Origin of the sequence: Micromonospora sp. WMMD882 (assembly GCF_027497255.1) — a bacterium.
GTDB lineage: Bacteria > Actinomycetota > Actinomycetes > Mycobacteriales > Micromonosporaceae > Micromonospora.
The window spans coordinates 6,121,333-6,140,114 of the sequence record NZ_CP114903.1 but is presented as its reverse complement, the minus strand read 5'-3'; the positions used below and the strand labels follow the sequence as shown (position 1 = coordinate 6,140,114).

General features: G+C 73.9%; 15 protein-coding genes. 3 read left to right on the top strand and 12 right to left on the bottom strand.

Going from position 1 to position 18,782, the window contains the following annotated elements; all coding sequences use genetic code 11:
* Positions 1–120: 120 nt before the first annotated feature.
* Positions 121–1,137: a serine/threonine dehydratase gene (locus tag O7606_RS26550; protein WP_281596717.1), complete on the bottom strand. Its 1,017-nt coding sequence runs from the start codon at positions 1,135–1,137 to the stop codon at positions 121–123.
* Positions 1,134–3,644, bottom strand: coding sequence for an aminopeptidase N (gene pepN, locus O7606_RS26545; RefSeq protein WP_281596716.1), 2,511 nt, complete (start codon positions 3,642–3,644; stop codon positions 1,134–1,136). The genes O7606_RS26550 and pepN overlap by 4 nt, the downstream gene beginning before the upstream one ends.
* Before the next feature lie 67 nt (positions 3,645–3,711).
* Between pepN and O7606_RS26540 the strand changes: the two genes are divergently transcribed.
* The 3 genes from O7606_RS26540 to O7606_RS26530 all read left to right on the top strand — a co-directional run bounded on the left by O7606_RS26540 (position 3,712) and on the right by O7606_RS26530 (position 6,569).
* The gene (locus O7606_RS26540; protein ID WP_281596715.1) at positions 3,712–3,930 is read left to right on the top strand and encodes a DUF397 domain-containing protein; all 219 of its coding nucleotides are present in this window, start codon (positions 3,712–3,714) and stop codon (positions 3,928–3,930) included.
* A 277-nt stretch (positions 3,931–4,207) separates the two neighbouring features.
* Positions 4,208–5,452: a cytochrome P450 gene (locus O7606_RS26535; RefSeq protein ID WP_281596714.1), complete on the top strand. Its 1,245-nt coding sequence runs from the start codon at positions 4,208–4,210 to the stop codon at positions 5,450–5,452.
* 97 nt (positions 5,453–5,549) lie between these two features.
* Positions 5,550–6,569, top strand: a complete 1,020-nt coding sequence (locus O7606_RS26530; protein ID WP_281596713.1) for a glycosyltransferase family 2 protein — start codon at positions 5,550–5,552, stop codon at positions 6,567–6,569.
* 48 nt (positions 6,570–6,617) lie between these two features.
* Here O7606_RS26530 and O7606_RS26525 read toward each other — a convergent pair whose 3' ends face one another.
* The 10 genes from O7606_RS26525 to O7606_RS26480 all read right to left on the bottom strand — a co-directional run bounded on the left by O7606_RS26525 (position 6,618) and on the right by O7606_RS26480 (position 18,109).
* Positions 6,618–7,262, bottom strand: coding sequence for a DUF3618 domain-containing protein (locus O7606_RS26525; RefSeq protein WP_281596712.1), 645 nt, complete (start codon positions 7,260–7,262; stop codon positions 6,618–6,620).
* Positions 7,259–7,756, bottom strand: coding sequence for a phage holin family protein (locus O7606_RS26520; RefSeq protein ID WP_281596711.1), 498 nt, complete (start codon positions 7,754–7,756; stop codon positions 7,259–7,261). The genes O7606_RS26525 and O7606_RS26520 overlap by 4 nt, the downstream gene beginning before the upstream one ends.
* Before the next feature lie 67 nt (positions 7,757–7,823).
* A complete protein-coding gene (locus tag O7606_RS26515) occupies positions 7,824–8,714 on the bottom strand; it encodes a hypothetical protein (protein WP_281596710.1) in 891 nt (296 codons plus the stop codon).
* A gap of 279 nt (positions 8,715–8,993) precedes the next feature.
* Positions 8,994–9,443: a GNAT family N-acetyltransferase gene (locus O7606_RS26510; RefSeq protein ID WP_281596709.1), complete on the bottom strand. Its 450-nt coding sequence runs from the start codon at positions 9,441–9,443 to the stop codon at positions 8,994–8,996.
* A 70-nt stretch (positions 9,444–9,513) separates the two neighbouring features.
* Complete coding sequence (obgE, locus tag O7606_RS26505; RefSeq protein ID WP_281596708.1) at positions 9,514–11,064, bottom strand: GTPase ObgE; 1,551 nt, start codon at positions 11,062–11,064, stop codon at positions 9,514–9,516.
* 102 nt (positions 11,065–11,166) lie between these two features.
* The gene (rpmA, locus tag O7606_RS26500; protein ID WP_281596707.1) at positions 11,167–11,424 is read right to left on the bottom strand and encodes a 50S ribosomal protein L27; all 258 of its coding nucleotides are present in this window, start codon (positions 11,422–11,424) and stop codon (positions 11,167–11,169) included.
* Between the two features lie 10 nt (positions 11,425–11,434).
* On the bottom strand, positions 11,435–11,749 hold the full coding sequence (gene rplU, locus O7606_RS26495) for a 50S ribosomal protein L21 (protein WP_281596706.1): 315 nt from the start codon (positions 11,747–11,749) through the stop codon (positions 11,435–11,437).
* A gap of 322 nt (positions 11,750–12,071) precedes the next feature.
* Complete coding sequence (locus O7606_RS26490; protein WP_281596705.1) at positions 12,072–15,077, bottom strand: Rne/Rng family ribonuclease; 3,006 nt, start codon at positions 15,075–15,077, stop codon at positions 12,072–12,074.
* 141 nt (positions 15,078–15,218) lie between these two features.
* Positions 15,219–15,932: a TIGR03936 family radical SAM-associated protein gene (locus tag O7606_RS26485; protein ID WP_281599893.1), complete on the bottom strand. Its 714-nt coding sequence runs from the start codon at positions 15,930–15,932 to the stop codon at positions 15,219–15,221.
* A gap of 182 nt (positions 15,933–16,114) precedes the next feature.
* Positions 16,115–18,109 (bottom strand): TIGR03960 family B12-binding radical SAM protein, encoded by a 1,995-nt coding sequence (locus O7606_RS26480; protein ID WP_281596704.1) that lies wholly within the window; start codon positions 18,107–18,109, stop codon positions 16,115–16,117.
* Between the last annotated feature and the right edge of the window lie 673 nt (positions 18,110–18,782).

Here is an 18,782-nt window from a genome sequence, read left to right as displayed (position 1 = left end):
GGCCGGCCGGACCGCCGCTCAGGCCGGACCGCCGCTCAGGGCAGGTCGCCGCTCAGGCCGGACCGCCGCTCAGGGCAGGTCGCCGCTCAGGCCGGACCGCCGCTCAGGGCAGGTCGCCGCTCAGGGCAGGTCGCTCGGGTCGGTGTTCGCGCCGCAGAGCACCACGGCGACCCGCTCCCCCGGCGTCGGGCGGTACGCGCCGGCGGTCAACGCGGCCATGGCCGCCGCCGCCCCGTGCTCCACCACCAGCCGGTACCGGTCCCACAGCCACTGCCGGGCCGCCACCAGGTCGTCGTCACCGACCAGCAGCGAGCCGACGTCGCACCGGACCGCCACGTCGAAGGCGATCCGCCCGACCCGGCGCGCGCCGAGCGAGTCCGCCGCCAACCCGGAGACCGGCACGTCGGTCGGCCGGCCCGCCGCCAACGCGGCGTGCAGGGTGGGCGCGCCCACCGGCTCGACCCCGACCACCCGGGCCAGCCCGTCGAGGGCGGCGGCCACCCCGGCCACCAGCCCACCACCGCCCACCGCCACCAGGACGGTGTCCACCCCGCCGGTCTGCGCCCACAGCTCCACGCCGAGCGTGCCCGCCCCGGCCACCATCGCCGGCTGGTCGTACGCGTGGCAGAGGACCGCCCCGGTCTGCGCCGCCCGTCCGGTCGCGGCCTGGTACGCCTCGGCGTACTCCCGGCCGACCTGGGTCACCGTCGCGCCGAGCGCGTGCAGACGGCGGACCTTGGCCGCCGCGGACGTGGTCGGCACGTAGATCTCCGCCGGCACGCCGAGCCGGGCGGCGGCCCAGGCCACCGCGGCGCCGGCGTTCCCGCCGGACGCGGCGACCACTCCGGCGTCGGTCAGCTCGCCGCTCTCGGCCGCCGACCGGAGCCGGTTGACCGCCCCCCGGGCCTTGAACGAGCCGGTGTGCTGCGTCATCTCCAGCTTGAGCCACAACGGGCCGTCGGCGTCCTCGGTCCGGCGCCGCCGGTCGTCGGCGTCCCCGTGCTGCGGGGGGTGGTCGACCGTCGGCCACGGCTCGGCGGCGAGGACGGGCGTCCGGCGGACCTGGCCGGTGGTCCGGGCGACGGCGTCGTCGACGTCCGCGCGGGTGACGGACACCCCGTCGGCACCGGAGATCACGCCACCACCGCCGCCACCGCCGTCCGGGCGACCAGCGCCCGACGCAGGTCGTCGTCGGCGTCGACGACCACGCGCCGCAGGCCGGGCGTGAGGTCGTCGCGGGCCAGCAGCGCCGCGGCCAGCTCCCGGGTGCGTTCGGCCACCGCGTAGCGGGGGAAGGCCAGCTCCGCGACCTCGTCGGCGACCCAGGGGGTACGGCGACGCGCCGCCGCCGGCATGTCGGCGAAGTACCGCTGCACGTACGGCTCGGTCAGCTCCGCCTGCTCGGGCTGCCAGAAGCCGGCCGCGGTCGCCTCGACCAGCCGGTTCGACAGCCCGGTGTCGCGGGTGATCATCTCCCAGGCGGCGTGTTTCGCCGTCGGGTCGGGCAGGGCCGCCCGGCACCGGGCCGCCTCCTCGGCCCCCTGGGCGCTCGGGTCGGCGGTCGCCTCGGCGGTGATCTCCGCCGGGCCGGCCGCGCCGAGCACCACCAGCCGACGCAGCAGCAGCCAGCGCAGGTCGGTGTCGACGGCCAGCCCGGCCGGCACGTCCCGACCGGCCAGCCAGCCGCCGAGCAGGGCGGCGTCGGCGCTGGCGGCGATGAGGCCACGGGCCGCGGCGAGTTGCAGCGACCCGCCGGCCGGGGCGCCGGCCAGCAGCTCGTGGCACGCGCCGGCCACCTCGGCCAGCGCCGCCGCCCGGGCCACCGGGTCGAGGTACCTGTCGATCAGGGTACGGCTGAGACCGAGCACGTCCTCCGCGATGATCACCTCGGTCTCGGCGGGCAACGCCGCCGCGATCAACGCGACCAGCCCCGTCACCGGGCGTTCCCCGTCGGTCGCGGCGTCCAGCGTCGCGCCCCACAGCAGCCCCCGGGCCAGCGGGTCGGCCAACGTCGGCAGCACCAGCGGCACGGTGTCCGCCGACGCCGGGTCCAGCCGCACCTTGGCGAAGGTCAGGTCACCGTCGTTGGGCAGCAGCAGCCGGGCCGCCGGCCGACCGGTCAGCTCGGCCAGCACGGTCCGCTCGTCGGCCGGGTCGAGGTCGACCTCCCGGCGTTCCACCCCGCCGTCGGCCGAGTAGAGGCCGACGGCGACGCGGTGCGGTCGCCGCACCGGGTAGGTCTGCGGGGCGGTCTGCACGAGCGCCACCTCGGCGTACCGGCCGTCGGCGGCGACGCTCACGTCGGCGCGCAGGGTGTTCACCTGGGCCCGGCGCAGCCAACGCTCCGACCAGTCGTCCAGGTCGCGCCCGCTGGCGGCGGAGAGGCTGGCGAGCAGGTCCGCCAGGGTGGCGTTACCGAACCGGTGCGCGGCGAAGTGCGCGTTCAGCCCGGCCAGGAACGCCTCGTCGCCCAGCCAGGCGACGAGCTGCCGCAGCACGCTGGCGCCCTTGACGTACGAGATGCCGTCGAAGTTGAGCAGGCCCTCGGCGGCGTCGGCGACCTCCTCCGGGGCGACCGGGTGGGTGGACGGGCGCTGGTCGGCGGCGTACCCCCAGGCCTTGCGGCGCATCGCGAACGTCGTCCACGCCCCGGTGAAGCGGGTGGCCTCGGCGGTGACCCGGACGCCCAGGTACTCGGCGAACGACTCGTTCAGCCACAGGTCGTCCCACCAGCGCATGGTGACCAGGTCACCGAACCACATGTGCGCCATCTCGTGCGCGATCGTGGTGGCCCGCAGCTCACGCTGGGTGTCGGTGACCGCCGACCGGAACACGTAGTCGTCGCGCAGCGTCACCAGCCCCGGGTTCTCCATCGCGCCGGCGTTGAACTCCGGCACGAACGCCTGGTCGTACTTGCCGAACGGATAGCGCTCGGTGAACAGCTCGTGGAACCGGTCGAAGCACTGCTTCGTGATGGTGAAGATCTCGTCGGCGTCGGCGTCCAGGTCGGCGGCCAGTGACCGGCGGCAGTAGATGCCCAGCGGAATGCCGTCGTGCTCGTCGTGCCGGGCGTGGTAGGGCCCGGCGATCAGCGAGACCAGATAGGTGGCCAGCGGCGGGGTGGGGGCGAACTCCCACCGCCCGGGGCGCGGCGTCGCGGCGACCAGCCCGTTGGCGGCCACTGTCCACTCCGGCGGGGCGGTGACCGCCAGCGTCACCGGCGCCTTCAGGTCGGGCTGGTCGAACGCGGCGAAGAGGCGCTGCACGTCGTCCAGGAAGGACATCGCGTAGAGGTACGTCTCGCCGTCGACCGGGTCGACGAAGCGGTGCATCCCCTCCCCGGTGTTCGAGTACGCCATCTCCGCCTCGACGGTCAGCGTGTGCCGCCCGCCCAGCCCGGTCAGCGGGAACCGCTCGTCGGCCAGCAGGGTCGGCTCCAGGTCACGGTCGTCGAGCCGGACCCGGGTCAGCCGGGCGGGTCTGATCTCGACGAAGGTGTCCGTTCCGGGGGCGGCCCGGAAGGCGATGGTGGCGTGGGAGCGGAAGTGGTCGCCGTCACCGGTCAGGTCCAGGTCCACCTGATACGACTCGACAGTGATCAGCGCGCCACGCGCAGTCGCCTCTACACGGCTCAGGCTCGGCATCCGCTTATCCTGCCCGATGAGGGAACCGTTCCGCGTTCCCAATACTCTCGGCATGGAGGACGCAACAATGAGTCAGCACCCCAAGGGCGATTTCGACCTGTCCCGGGCCGTCTGGCAACGCGCCGAGGGAGACACCTCCGACAGCGCGGTCGAGGTCGCCTTCGTCGACGACCTGATCGGCATGCGTAACTCGGCCGAGCCGGAGGGTCCCGTCCTGGTCTTCACCCAGGCGGAGTGGGACGCCTTCGTCGCCGGCGCCCAGGACGGCGAGTTCGACCTCGACTGATCGGGAACGACACCGCGCCCGCCTCCGGCCACCGGGGGCGGGCGTTCCCGTCCGGGCAGGTGACACCGGCCGCGGCCCACCGCGCAGCGCGAACGCCGCCGGTGGGCATCGACCGCGGAGCGCGGGGCATCGACCGCGGAGCGCGGGGCCTCGACCGCGGACCCCGGCGGTGGAGCGCGGGCCCGGCCAGGATTCATCCGCGCCGGCCCGGGTAGACGCAGCCCGGCCGGGGCCTCCCTCCGGCCGTCGGCCACCCACCCGCGCGTCAGGAGGCGAGATGTCCCGGATTCCCGCCGACCACCGCCCGGACAGCACCTTCGCCCTGCTCCGGGACGGCTACCGGTTCGTCACGAACCGCTGCGAACGGTACGGCGGGGACGTCTTCCAGACCCGGCTGCTGTTGCGCCGTACCGTCTGCCTGCGTGGCCGGGCCGCCGCGGAGCTGTTCTACGACGAGGAGCTGTTCCAGCGGCACGGGGCCGCGCCGCTGCGGGTGCAGCGCACCCTGCTCGGACGCGGCGGGGTGCAGGGCCTCGACGGCGCCGCCCACCGGGAGCGCAAGGCGATGCTGATGTCGGTCATGACGCCGACCGGCGTCCGCCGGCTCGGCCAGTTGTTCGAGGACGAGTGGCGGGCCCGGATCCCGGTCTGGGAGCGGGCCGGTCGGGTGGTCCTGTACGACGAGGTGGGGCTGCTGCTCACCCGGGCGGTCTGCGCCTGGGCCGGGGTGCCGCTGGCCGAGGCCGAGGTGGGGCGCCGGACCGCGGACCTGCACGCCATGATCGAGGCGCCGGCGGCGGTCGGGCCACGCCACTGGCGGGGACGGCGGGGACGGGCCCGCGCGGAACGCTGGCTCGGCGGGATCGTGGAACGGGAACGGACCGGTCTGCTGCCCGCGCCCGACGGCAGCGCGCTGCGCGTCATCGCCGAGCACCGCGACGCCGCCGACCGGCTGCTCCCCCGGCGGATCGCCGCGGTCGCGCTGCTGAACATCCTGCGTCCCACGGTGGCGGTGGACCGGTTCGTGGTGTTCTCGGCGCTGGCCCTGCACGAGCACCCGCAGTGGCGGGAACGGGTCCGCGCCGGGGACGCCGAGACGGAGCGGTTCGTGCAGGAGGTGCGACGGTTCTATCCGTTCTTCCCGCTGGCCACCGCCCGGGTCCGGCGGCCCTTCGAGTGGCAGGGGTACCACTTCCCGCGCGGCCGGCTGGTGCTGCTCGACCTGTACGGCACCAACCACCACCCGGACCTCTGGCCGGAGCCGGGTCGGTTCCGGCCGGAGCGGTTCACCGACTGGCCGGGGGATCCGTTCAGCCTGATCCCGCAGGGCGGCGGTGACCACTGGGCCGGGCACCGCTGCGCCGGGGAGTGGCTGACGATCGAGCTGATGAAACGGGCGGTCACGCTGTTGACGTCGGCGATGCGGTACGACGTGCCCGCGCAGGACCTGACGGTGAGCCTGCGCCGGATGCCGGCGCTGCCGGCGAGCCGCTTCGTCCTCACCGACGTCCAGGGCGCCTAGGCCCTGTGTCGCGCCGCCGGCCGGGGCGGGACGTCCGCCACGAACACCGGCCCTGCCGGCCGGTCGACCGCCACCGCCGTCGCCCCGGAGGCCACCGTTGTCCTTCGCCGCCAGCCCGCCACCGTCCCTGCCCGTCTCGTACGTGTTGCCGCTGCGCTGGACGGACGACGCGGGGCTGGCCGAGCTGACCGGTTACCTGCGGCGGATCAGCGGGCTGGTCGAGGTGACCGTGGTGGACGGCTCGCCGCCGGAGGTGTTCGACAGGCATGCCGCCGCCTGGCGGGGGCTGGTGCGGCACGTCCGACCGGACCCGGGGCGGCACGGCGGGAACGGGAAGGCGCTCGGGGTGCTCACCGGCGTCCGGCTGGCCCGGCACGAGCACGTGGTCCTCGCCGACGACGACGTCCGGTACGACGAGGCGGCGCTGCGGGCCGTGCACCGGCTGCTGGGCGGGGCCGACCTGGTCCGGCCGCAGAACCATTTCGACCCGTTGCCCTGGCACGCGTGCTGGGACACCGGGCGGATCCTGCTCAACCGGGCGTTCGGCGCGGACTATCCGGGCACCCTGGCCGTACGGCGGAGCACCTTCCTGGCGATGGGCGGCTACGACCCGGACGTGCTCTTCGAGAACCTGGAGCTGATTCGCACCGTACGCGCGTACGGGGGCGTCGAGGCCGCGCCACCCGGGCTGTACGTCCGCCGGCTGCCGCCGGACGCCCGGCACTTCCGGGGCCAGCGGGTCCGCCAGGCGTACGACGACCTGGCGCAGCCGTTGCGGTTGACGGTTTTCCTGGCGGTGCTGCCCGGCCTCGGCGCGGCGGCGCTGGCCCGCCGCCCCGGCCCGGTGCTGGGCGCGGTGGCGGCCACGGTGGCGCTGGCCGAGGTGGGCCGGCGTCGGGCCGGTGGTCGGTCGGTCTTCCCGCCGGTCACCGCGCTGGCCGCCCCGCTGTGGGTGCTGGAACGGGCCGCCTGCTCCTGGCTGGCGCTGGGCCAGCGGCTGGTGTTCGGCGGCGTCCGTTATGCCGGCGTCCGGGTCCGGCGGGCCGCCCACTCCCCCCGCGCCCTGCGCGCCCGCCAGGCCCACCGACACGCCACGCCCGAGGGGCGCCGGACGTGAGGGAGGGTCCCTTCCCGCGAAAGGGACCCTTCCTCGACTGTCGTAGGCTCAGCGACGCGCCTGCTGCGCCTGGTCCTTCACGTCGTACGCGGCGGAGCGGGTCTCGTCCCTCACCGTGTGCACGGCCTCCTGGGCGGTCGACTTCACCGACCCGGTGGCCTGCTGGGCCGGCTCACGGAGCTGCTCCTTCACCTCGCTGGCGACCTCGCCCAGCTTCTCGGTGACCACCTGCGAGTGCTCCTGGACCCGCTCCTTGACCTGGCTGGCCGCCCGCTGCTCCCGGCTGGTGGCCGGCAGCAGCGACGAGGCCAGCCAGCCCACGCCGAAGGCGATCAGGCCGGCGGCGAGCGGGTTGCCCTGGGACTTCTGCCGGATCACCTGCGGCGCCTGCTGGGCCGCGTCCCCCACCGAGGAGGCGGCCGACGAGGCGGCGTGGCCGACGCTGGACGCCGCCGACGAGGCACGATCGGTGACCGAGTGGGCGGCGTTGCCACCGGCGTGGCCGAGGTCCGACGCGGTTCCCATGACCTTGTCCCTCACATTCTGCAGGGCGCCGCGCGCCCGCTGCTTTCGGTCGTCGACGATGCGGGCCGGGCTGACCTTGTACGCCAGGGCGTCCACGTCGGAGCTCAGGTTGGCGCGGGTGGCCTCGATCTCCCGGCGGATCTGCTCCGGGTCGGTGCTGGTGCTCATCGGATGACTCCCTCCGGGTGGGGCTTGACCGCGTCCGGGATCTGCTGCACGGTGTCGTTGGTGCGCGTCAGGCCGCGTACCCGCTCGGCGTTCTTCTTGCCCATCGAGTAGAGGACGGCTGCGACGGCGCCCCAGATGACGGCGACGATCAGCGCCGCCCAGCCGGCGTCCATCAGGTTGGACAGTCCGGCCCACAGGGCGAGCGACAGGAACAGCGCCACCATGTAGCCGCCGAAACCGGCTCCGCCGAAGAGTCCGGCGGCCTTGCCCGCCTTCTTCCCCTCCTGGCGGATCTCGGCCTTGGCCAGCTCCACCTCCTGCCGCATCAGCGTCGACAGGTCGGCGGTGACCTGCCGCATCAGGTCACCGAGGGAGCGGCCGGTCACCTCCTCGGCGGTGTGCGGGTGGCCGTCGGCGGGGTAGGGGTGGCCGTTGACGTCCGTCGTCGGCTGGTATCCGGGGTCCGTTCCGTACCCCTGGGTCGGCATGCTCACGCCGCCGCCTCCTTTCCGTCAGCGCCGGCACGCCCCCGCTCGGTGGCGCGCCGGGTGGTCGTCGGGCTCACGGGCGGGTGACCCCGCTGGACGGGACGCCGGGCAGCGGGTCGGTCTGGTCGACCGGCGGCAGCGGCTGGGCGGTGCCCGTCGGCGGCAGCGACTGACCGGTACCGGTCGGCGGCAGCGACTGACCCGTACCGCTCGGCGGCAGCGACTGGCCGGTACCGCTCGGCGGCAGCGGGTCGACGTAGCCGCCCGGCCGCGGCGGCTCGGTGTACCCGCCGGCCAGCGGGTCGGCGTAGCCCGGGTCGGGCGTCGCGTACGCGCCCGGCGGAATCACCGCGGTGCGCTCGGGGTCCGCGACCGGCTGGTACGACGGCCGGTAGCCGTTCGTCGTCTGCTGGCCGTCGCCGCCGGCGGCGATGTTCTTCGTCAGCCGGCCGGCGAGCACGCCGAGCACCGCCGCGCCGACCAGGAAGGTCCCCGGGTTCCGGCGGGCGTAGTCGCGCACCTCGTTCAGCAGGTCGCCCGGCTGACGCTCCTCCAGCCAACCGGCCACGCCCTGCACCCGCTCGGCGGCCTGGTGGGTCAGCTCGGTCACCGGGCCGCCCTGGCCGCCCTGCTGCGCCATCGAACGCATCTCGTCGGCCAACGACCGCAGCCCGCTCGCCGCGCGCCGCTGCTGGTCACCGGCCTGGCTGTGGAGCTGGGTGCGCGCCTCGCCGTAGAGGTTGCGGGCCTGCCGGGTGGCCTCACCGACCACCTCCCGACCCTGGTCCCTGGCGGTCTGGGCGACCTCGCCACCCGCGTGGGCGGCCTCGGACCCGACCTGGCGGGCCTGTTCGCGTACGCCGTCGTGGGACTCGTGCGCCCCCTGGTACGACTCGTACGCGCCGTTGTGCGACTGCTCACCGTAGGTGGTGGTCGAGGAGGTGGTTACCGGATCGTAGGACATGGTCACCCTTCCGCTGGAGAAAGCTCTTCGCGGTTCGTTGTTCCGGGGGGGGTCGCGCCGGCCCTGCTCGCCGGCTGTCTATTGACCTACCCCCGGGTTCCGGGTCCATGCCTGCGTGTTTCGGATTCCTGCTGGTGCGCGCGTCGCCACCAGCCTGCCGGTGGTGGCGTCGCCCACAAGGGAGCCGTCGACGTCGCCCCGGCACACGGACGCCGGGCGCTGCCCCCGGCAGGGGGAACGCCCGGCGGAACCACCGGAGGGGACGTCCGGCGGGAGACGCTACGCCGCCAGCGGCAGCCGCTTGGCGAAACAGACGCTGTACGGGTTGTCGACGTACTCCCCGTAGACCGGGACGGGGGCGTACCCGCAGGAGGTGTAGAGCCCGATCGCGGTCGGCAGGTACGTGCCGGTCTCCAGGCAGACCGTGTGGTGCCCGAGCTGGAAGGCCAGCTCCTCCAGGGCGGCCAGCAGGTCACGGCCGATCCCCCGCCCCCGGTACGCCGGACGGACGTACATCCGCTTGATCTCGCCGGTCTCGGCGTCCAGCGCCTGCACGCCCCCGCAGGCGACGGCCCGACCGTCGAGGACGACGACCAGGTAGCGGATGTCGTCCCGGGTCAGGGTGACCTGACCGTCCAGCCCTCCGTCGGCCTGGCGCAGCTCCTGCTGCTGTGCGGTGACCAGGGCGACGACCTCGGGATCGGCGGCGGGGCGGGTCTCGATCAGCATGGCCCCACGGTAGGGACGCCGTGTTTCGACCAGGTTTCCACCGGACGGCCCGGCCACGGGGCGCAGCTGACTAACCGGCGTCGACGTCCCGGGTGGACTCACCGGCGGCGAGCCCGCCCGCGTCGACCCCGCCGTCTTCCGCAGTGTCGCCGTCAGGGTCGGGCGCGCCGGCCACGGCGGCCCCGGACCCGGTCGGCGCGACGTCCAGCTCGTCCGCCGGCCGTTGCCGGCGCGCCTTGCGCGCGGCCAGCCGGTCGGCCGCCGAGGCCCGGGTGGACTTCTCCTCCAGCCGTACGTCGGTGCCCCGGTTGCCGGGGACGAAGTCGACACCGGCGTAGAGGGTGGGCTGCCAGTCGAACTCGCGCTCCCCGATGCGGACCAGGTCACCCGGTTCCGCGCCGGCCTTGGCCAGTTTCTCCTCGACCCCGAGCCGGGCCAGCCGGTCGGCGAGGAAGCCGACGGCCTCGTCGTTGTCGAAGTTCGTCTGCCGCACCCAGCGTTCCGGCCGGTCCCCCCGGACCAGGTACGACCCGTCGGCCTGCGGCTCGATGGTGAAGCCGGCGTCGTCGACCGCCCGGGGCCGGATCACGATCCGGGTCGCCTCGACCGGGGGCGCGGCCCGGCGGGCCCGCTCGACCCGCTCCGCCATCGCGTACGTCAGCTCCCGCAGCCCCTCCCCGGTGGCCGCGGACACCTCGAAGATCGGCCAGTCCCGGGCCGCCAGATCCGGCCGGACGATCTCGGCGAGGTCCCGCCCGTCGGGAACGTCGATCTTGTTCAGCGCGATCAGTCGGGGCCGGTCGGCCAGCCCCCCGTACTCGGCCAGCTCCGCCTCGATCATGTCGATGTCGGCGACCGGGTCCCGTCCGGGCTCCAGGGTGGCGGTGTCGATCACGTGCACCAGCACGGCACACCGCTCGACGTGCCGGAGGAACTCCAGCCCCAGCCCCTTGCCGGTGGCCGCGCCCGGGATCAGCCCCGGCACGTCGGCGACGGTGAACGTCTGCTCGCCGGCCTGGACCACGCCGAGGTTCGGCACCAACGTGGTGAACGGGTAGTCGGCGATCTTCGGCTTGGCGGCGGAGATCACCGAGATCAGCGACGACTTGCCGGCCGACGGGAAACCGACCAGACCCACGTCGGCGACGCTCTTCAGCTCCAGCACCACGTCGAGCTGGTCACCCGGCTCGCCCAGCTCGGCGAAGCCGGGGGCCTTGCGGCGGGAGTTGGCCAGCGACGCGTTGCCCCGACCGCCCCGGCCGCCCCGGGCCACCTCGTAGGTGGTGCCCTCCCCGACCAGGTCGGCCAGCACCGTCCCGTCGGGGGTCTGCACCACGGTGCCGTTGGGCACCTTGAGCACCAGGTCACGGCCGTTGGCCCCGTCCCGGTTCGAGCCCGCGCCGCCCTTGCCGTTCTCGGCCTTGACGTGCGGCCGGAAGTGGAAGTCGAGCAGGGTGTGCACCTGCGCGTCGACGACCAGGGAGACGCTGCCCCCGTGCCCGCCGTTGCCGCCGTCCGGCCCGCCGAACGGCTTGAACTTCTCCCGGTGGATCGAGACACAGCCGTGCCCGCCGTCGCCGGCCTGCAGATGCAGGACGACCCGGTCAACGAACGTCGTCACGCTGCCAATCCTCCCCGCGGAACCCCCGCGACCACCCGTCGAATCCACGAAAAAGGCGAAGCGGGCCGGGACACCAGGTCCGCGGCCCGCTTCGCCGGAAGACTACTGACCCGCCGGCACGATGCTGACGGTCTTGCGACCGCGCCGGGTGCCGAACTGGACGGCGCCGGCGGACAGCGCGAAGAGCGTGTCGTCTCCGCCACGGCCGACCAGGTCACCGGGGTGGAACTTGGTGCCCCGCTGCCGGACGATGATCTCGCCGGCACTGACCACCTGACCACCGAAACGCTTCACGCCGAGCCGCTGCGCCGCGGAGTCACGACCGTTACGCGAGCTGGACGCACCCTTTTTGTGAGCCATATCCGACGACCTACTTCCCGCTGGAGATGCCGGTCACCTTGACCTGGGTCAACGGCTGGCGGTGACCCTGGCGCTTGTGGTAGCCGGTCTTGTTCTTGAACTTGTGGATCCGGATCTTCGGGCCCTTGGTGTGGGCGGCGATCTCGCCGGACACCGCGACCTCGGCAAGCTTCGCCGCGTCGGTCACCAGGTCGTCACCGTCGACGAGGAGCACCGCGGTGAGCTGCACCGCGTCGCCGGGGGCGCCGGCGAGCTTCTCGACCTCGATCACGTCGCCCTCGGCGACCTTGTACTGCTTGCCGCCGGTCTTGACGATCGCGTACATCGGAGGCGGACTCCCTGTCGTTGAGGCTGCTGACGTCTTGTCTCCCGCCGTCACCGGCAGGTCGTTCCCGCAGCGGCTCACCGGCGGCAGAGGCTCGGCGGCTCGGGCAGCGAGAACTCGGCGCACCAAAGTACGCCGCAGGCAAGAGTACGCCATGCCCGACCTGCGCCCCAAACCGGGGCGGCCGTCCCCGCCGGCAACCGGACGCGCACCGACGGTCATGCCGGACGGAGACCGCGGTCACGCCCGGCGGACACCGGACGAGGGCCCTGCCCGCCGGTTCGGTCACCGGCGGGCAGGGCCCCGCGTCGCGTCCTGCGGGTCAGGGGCGGGTACGCCGACGCGTGCCACCACGGCGGGCACGGCGGCGACCGCCGCCGGCGTCGGCCAGCTCGTCGTCGTTCTCGCCGTCGCCCAGCGCGTCCGGGTCGTCGGCGGCGGCCAGCCGGGCCGACTCGCCCCGCTGGGCGTCGGCCACCGCCGGGGCGGCGGCCGTGTCGGCCTCGTACCGGGACAGGTCGTAGCCCATGGTGTCCTGGTACGGCTCGGCCGGCGTCTCGACTACCTCGACCTCGACGGCGGTACGCTCCGGCGCGGCGTTCTTGCGGGCCCGCCGCCGCCCGGACGTGCCGTTGGACTCCGCCGGCCCGGTCGGGGCCGCCGCGGCCACCACCTTGGTCTTCTCCGGCGTGCCCTGCCGGGGCTTCTCCGGCACCGGCTCGGTGTGGATGATCAGACCCCGGCCCTTGCAGCAGTCGCAGGTCTCGCTGAACGCCTCCAGCAGGCCCGCGCCGATCCGCTTCCGGGTCATCTGCACCAGACCCAGCGAAGTGATCTCGGTCACCTGGTGCTTGGTGCGGTCCCGGCCGAGGCACTCGGTCAGCCGGCGCAGCACCAGCTCCCGGTTCGACTCCAGCACCATGTCGATGAAGTCGATCACCACGATGCCGCCGATGTCGCGCAGCCGGAGCTGCCGGACGATCTCCTCGGCCGCTTCGAGGTTGTTCCGGGTGACCGTCTCCTCCAGGTTGCCGCCCGCGCCGGTGTACTTACCGGTGTTCACGTCCACCACGGTCATCGCCTCGGTGCGGTCGATCACCAGGTGACCGCCCGAGGGCAGGAACACCTTGCGGTCCAGCCCCTTGAGGATCTGCTCGTCGATCCGGTACGTGGCGAACACGTCCGTCGTCCCGACGTGCCGGCGCAGCCGCTCGACCAGGTCCGGCGAGACGTGCGACAGGTACGACTCGACCACGTCGTACGCGCCGTCGCCCTCGATCACCAGCTCACGGAAGTCCTCGTTGAACAGGTCCCGGACCACCCGGATCACCAGGTCCGGCTCCTCGTAGAGCAGCACCGGCGCGCCGCCCTCGGTGGCCTTGGCCTGGATGTCCTCCCACTGCGCCTGGAGCCGCTTGACGTCCCGGGCCAACTCGTCCTCGCTGGCGCCCTCGGCGGCGGTCCGGACGATCACGCCCGCGCCGTCCGGGACCAGCTTCTTGAGCACGTCCCGCAGCCGCTTGCGCTCGTTGTCGGGCAGCTTGCGGCTGATGCCCGAGGCGTTGCCGTTCGGCACGTAGACCAGGTGCCGCCCGGAGAGCGCGATGTGGCTGGTCAGCCGGGCGCCCTTGTGCCCGATCGGATCCTTGGTGACCTGCACCAGCACCGAGTCGCCGGACCTGAGCGCCTGCTCGATCGAGCGGGCCCGCCCCTCCAGGCCGGTGGTGTCCCAGTTCACCTCGCCCGCGTACAGCACGGCGTTGCGCCCCCGGCCCACGTCGACGAACGCGGCCTCCATGCTCGGCAGGACGTTCTGCACCTTGCCCAGGTAGACGTTGCCGGCCATGGTGCCGGAGGAGTTACGGGTGACGTAGTGCTCCACGAGCACGCCGTCCTCGAGGACACCGATCTGGGTACGGTCACCGCGCTGGCGGACCACCATCACCCGGTCGACGGCCTCCCGGCGGGCCAGGAACTCCGACTCGCTCAGGATCGGCGGGCGGGTCCGGCGCTGCTCCCGGCCGTCCCGGCGGCGCTGCCGCTTGGCCTCCAGCCGGGTCGAGCCGGAGACGCCCTGCACCTCGTCGACGTTCTTCCGCGGCTCGCGGATCTTGACCACCGTCGGCACGCCGTCGTCCGTGGCCGCCTCGGCCTCACCGGCGCCCCGGCGACGCCGACGCCGACGACGGCGGGTCAGCCCGTCCCCGTCCCCGTCCCCGTTCTCGTCCTCGTCGGCCTCGGTGTCGGCCTCGTCCTCGGCCTGGGCCGCCACCTCCTCGGACTCGTCGTCCTCGGACTCGTCGGCGCCGCCCTTGCCCCGGCCCCGGCCCCGCCGACCCCGGCGACGCCGACGACGGCCAGCGGCGGTCTCGTCGTCCTCGTCGTCGACATCGACCGAGTCGTCCTCGTCGTCGGTCTCGGCGACCGGCTCCTCCGGCTCGACCTCGACGACCGGTTCGACCGGCTCCGCCTCCCGGCGGGCCCGACGGCGGCGGCGCGGCGGCTCGGCCGGCTCCTCGACCGCGACCGGCTCCTCCTCCACCGGCGTCACCGGCGGGACGGCCCGGGTCGGCGGCGTCACCTCCGGCTCCGGGGCCATGAACAGCACGGTCGGCGCGGTGAGCGCGGCCCGGCGACGCCGACTGGTCGGCTTCTCCGCCCTGCCCGCGGCCCCGGCGGCCCCGGCCGTGGATCCGGCGCCGGCCGGCCCGCTCGTGACCTCGTCCTCCGCCTCGACGCCCGCGGCCCCGGCCGGCATGCCGGCGGCCCCCGCGACACCCGGGCCGGAAGAGGTCCCGGCCGGCGACGCCGACGGCGCGACGGCAGGCGGCTCGGCCGGCGACGCCTCGGTCACCGCCGCCTCGGCCGGCGGCTCGGCGGCCGGCGGCCGGTCGACAGGTGACCCGGCGGCGGGGGCCTCGGCGGCGGGCGGCTCGGCGGCGGGGGCCACGGCCTTCTTCCGGCGCGTCCGGGTCGCCTTGACCGGCGGTACGACCTCCTCGCCGGTCGTCACCACCTCGGCCACGACCACCGGCTCCTCGACCGCCTTGGCGGGGGTCGCCTTACGTCGGCGGCGGGTGGTCTTCGGCGCGGCCTCCAGGTCACCGGCGACCGGGGCGAGCACCTCGCCCTGGGGCGCCTCGGCGCTGGTCGACGCGGTGCCGGTCGAGGCGTCCACGGGCGCTTCGACCTGCTCCGGCTGGTTCAGCGGAGCGGTCTTGCGCCGGGTGGTCCGTCGCTTCGGCGGCGCGACGGCAGGGGTTTCGGCGGTGTCGCCGGCCGGCTGTGTACCGGTCCGTTCGCCGCCCTCGGGCTCGTTGTCGAGCATGGAGGTTCTCCAGTTCTGGCTGCCCCGGGCGCGGGTGAGCGCTGCCACGCAGGGTTGCCGCAAAGTTGTTCCGCGGACGCGCAAGGCGCACGCCCGCCGAAGTCTGCCTGCCTGAGCGCCGACCGGATGGCCGGTCGACGCTCAACCGATGATTACCCCGACGCGGTCCGTTTCGAACGGGTCCGCGATCGCCCCCTGCGCGGTCAGCGTGCCCTGCGCCAGCCGGGTCGTTCTGGGCGACACCGGCGGCTCCAGGTCGGCCACCACGCGGAGGCCGGAAAGGACGTCATCGGGTCGAACGGCCGGGGTGACCTGCCGGACGACCACCTCGAGTATCGCACACGGCACGGTGGTGACCTCGGAAGGCGTCTGGGCCGCCTCCCGGACGTCCATCCGGACCACGGCGGCACGGGCGTCGAAGGTCCGCCGCCCCTGCTTGGTCATCCGCTCGACCAGCACCTGTTCGGCGGCGGTGAAGGCGGCCACCGCCGCGCGCAGCGCCGGCGCGTCGACGCCCGGCAACTCGATCCACCAGTGCGACGCCTCCATCCGGTCGGCGAGGCTGCCGCCCTGGGCGACCACCGCGTCGAGCACGTCGAGACCGGGCGAGAGCGCGGCGTCCAGCGCCACCCGTAGCTCGGCCGGGTCGACCGGGGCCCGCAGACCGATCTCCAGGTACTCCGCCTCACTGGCGACCCCGGTCGGCGCGGCGCTGGCATAGGAGATCTTCGGGTGTGGGGTGAAGCCCTGGGAGAAGGCGATCGGCGCCCCGGCTCGCCGCAGCGCCCGCTCGAACGCCCGGGCGAAGTCCCGGTGCGAGGTGAAACGCAGCGGCCCGCGCTTGGCGTACCGGATGCGGACGCGCTGGACGACCGGCGCCTGGCCACCCTCCGGCTGTGGTTTCCTGTTGATCGTCGTGCTCCTCGGAAGTCAGGTTCGATTGATCATGGAGCTATTGTCCGTGACACCCCGTGTCGAGGACAACACGTCCGGGACCAATCGCCGACCGGTCGCGCCGCGCCCGCCGGCGCGACCGCTCACTGCGGGACGGTCGGAGTGGGGACCCTCAGCCCGTCGCCACCGACCGGGGTCAACGGCAGCAGCTTCTTCCCGGTGGGGCCGATCTGGATCTCGGTGTCCATGGCCGGGCAGACCCCGCAGTCGAAGCATGGCGTCCACCGGCAGTCGTCCTGCTCGTACTCGGAGAGGGAGTCCTGCCAGTCCTGCCAGAGCCAGTCCTTGTCCAGACCGGAGTCGAGATGGTCCCAGGGCAGGACCTCCAGCTCGTCCCGCTGGCGGGTGGTGTACCAGTCCAGGTCCACGCCGAAGGACGGCAGCACCTCGGCGGCGGCGTCCACCCACCGCTGGTAGGAGAAGTGCTCGCTCCAGCCGTCGAACCGGCCGCCGTTCTCCCAGACCCGGCGGATCACCGCGCCGACGCGGCGGTCACCCCGGCTGAGCAGGCCCTCGATCAGCGACGGCTCGCCGTCGTGGTAGCGGAACCCGATCGCCCGGCCGAGCGAACGGTCCGCGTTGATCGCCTGCTTGAGCAGCTTGAGCCGGCCGTCGATGACCTCCGGCCGCTCCATCGCCGCCCACTGGAACGGGGTGTGCGGCTTCGGCACGAACCCGCCGATCGACACCGTGCAGCGGATGTCCTTCGAGCCGGTCGCCGCCCGCCCCGCCCGGATCACCTCGTGCGCCATGTCCGCGATCTCCAGGACGTCGGCGTCGGTCTCGGTGGGCAGACCGCACATGAAGTACAGCTTCACCTGCCGCCAACCGTTGGAGTACGCGGTCACCACGGTCCGGATCAGGTCGTCCTTGGAGACCATCTTGTTGATCACCCGACGGATCCGTTCCGACCCGCCCTCCGGGGCGAAGGTCAGCCCGGTCCGCCGACCGTTGCGGGACAGCTCCTGCGCCAGGTCGATGTTGAACGCGTCCACCCGGGTCGACGGCAGCGACAGCGACACGTTCGTGCCCTCGTACTGCTGGGCCAGGCCGGAGCACATGTCGCCGATCTCGGAGTGGTCGGCCGACGACAGCGACAGCAGACCCACCTCGTGGAAGCCGGAGAACTCCAGCCCCTGCTGCACCATCTGCCCCACGGTGGTGATCGACCGCTCCCGCACCGGACGGGTGATCATGCCCGCCTGGCAGAACCGGCAACCCCGGGTGCAACCCCGGAAGATCTCCACCGCGTACCGCTCGTGCACCGTCTCGGCCAGCGGCACCAGCGGCTTCTTCGGGTACGGCCAGGCGTCCAGGTCCATCGTCGTGCGCTTGTGCACCCGGAACGGCACGTCCGCCCGGTTCGGCACCACCCGCTGGATCCGGCCGTCCGGCAGGTAGTCGACGTCGTAGAAGCGCGGCACGTAGACGCTCTCCGTGCGGGCCAGCCGCAGCAGCAGCTCGTCGCGCCCGCCCGGGCTGCCCTCGTTCTTCCACTGCCGGACGATCGCGGTGATCTCGCCGACCGCCTCTTCGCCGTCGCCGAGCACGGCGGCGTCCACGAAGTCGGCGATCGGCTCCGGGTTGAACGCGGCGTGCCCGCCGGCCACGATCACCGGGTCCGCCTCGGTGCGGTCGGCGGCCAGCAGCGGGATGCCGGCCAGGTCGATCGCGGTGAGCAGGTTGGTGTAGCCCAGCTCGGTGGAGAACGAGACACCGAACACGTCGAAGTCGCGGACCGGGCGGTGCGCGTCGACGGTGAACTGCGGCACGCCGTGCGCCCGCATCAGCTTCTCCAGGTCCGGCCAGACCGCGTACGTCCGCTCGGCCAGCACGTCCGGCAGCTCGTTGAGCACCTCGTACAGGATCTGCACGCCCTGGTTGGGCAGACCCACCTCGTACGCGTCCGGGTACATCAGCGCCCAACGGACGACGGCCGTGTCCCAGTCCTTGACCACCGCGCCCAACTCGCCACCGACGTACTGGATGGGCTTGGTCACCTGGGGCAGCAGCGGCTCCAACCGGGGCCAGACGGAGTTCGCCGCAACAGGACGCGACGTGGTCGACGGGACGCTCATGACGCCCAAGGGTACGCGCCCACCCGACCGCGTCCGCCGGTCCGGGTACGCCGAGCCGAACGGACGATGCGTGACCATCCGGCTACCGGAACAATCCCCCGCTGATCAACCACAGTTCCCGTCGCCGGCTCGCCGCCACCCCTGCTTCCGTTCGCCATGGCGCTGCCCGGTTCCGCCGTGGCTCACCGCTGCCACCGTCGCCCTCGCCGATCAGGCGTTCGCCGCCGTACGCGCCGAAGCGGCGGACCGGTAGCCGACGGGTCCCCGGGTGGCCGACGGTCGTCGGGCGAGGCGACGTTCGGGGGGCGCGGATGGCCGGGCTGGCGTACCGGTACTAACCTCGCAACGGCGCGAGAGGAGACTGCCGCGATGCCGGAACCGCAGCCGGGGGCAGAACGACCGGCCGACGGGAACACGCCGGCCCCAGCACCGTCGGCGACGGAGGACCAGGACGCTACGGCGCCCGGCCGGACCGGTCCCGCCGCCGGGCCCACCGTCCACCGCGCTCCCCCGGGGCCGGACCGGACGAGAGTCGACGCTCCCACCGGCCCCGGGCCGACCCGTGCCGACAGCCCCACCGGGTCCGGGCCGACGCGTGCCGAGGGCTCCACCACGGCCGAGCCGACGCGTGCCGAGAGCGGCGCGCCGAGGCCGGATCCGACGAGGATCGACC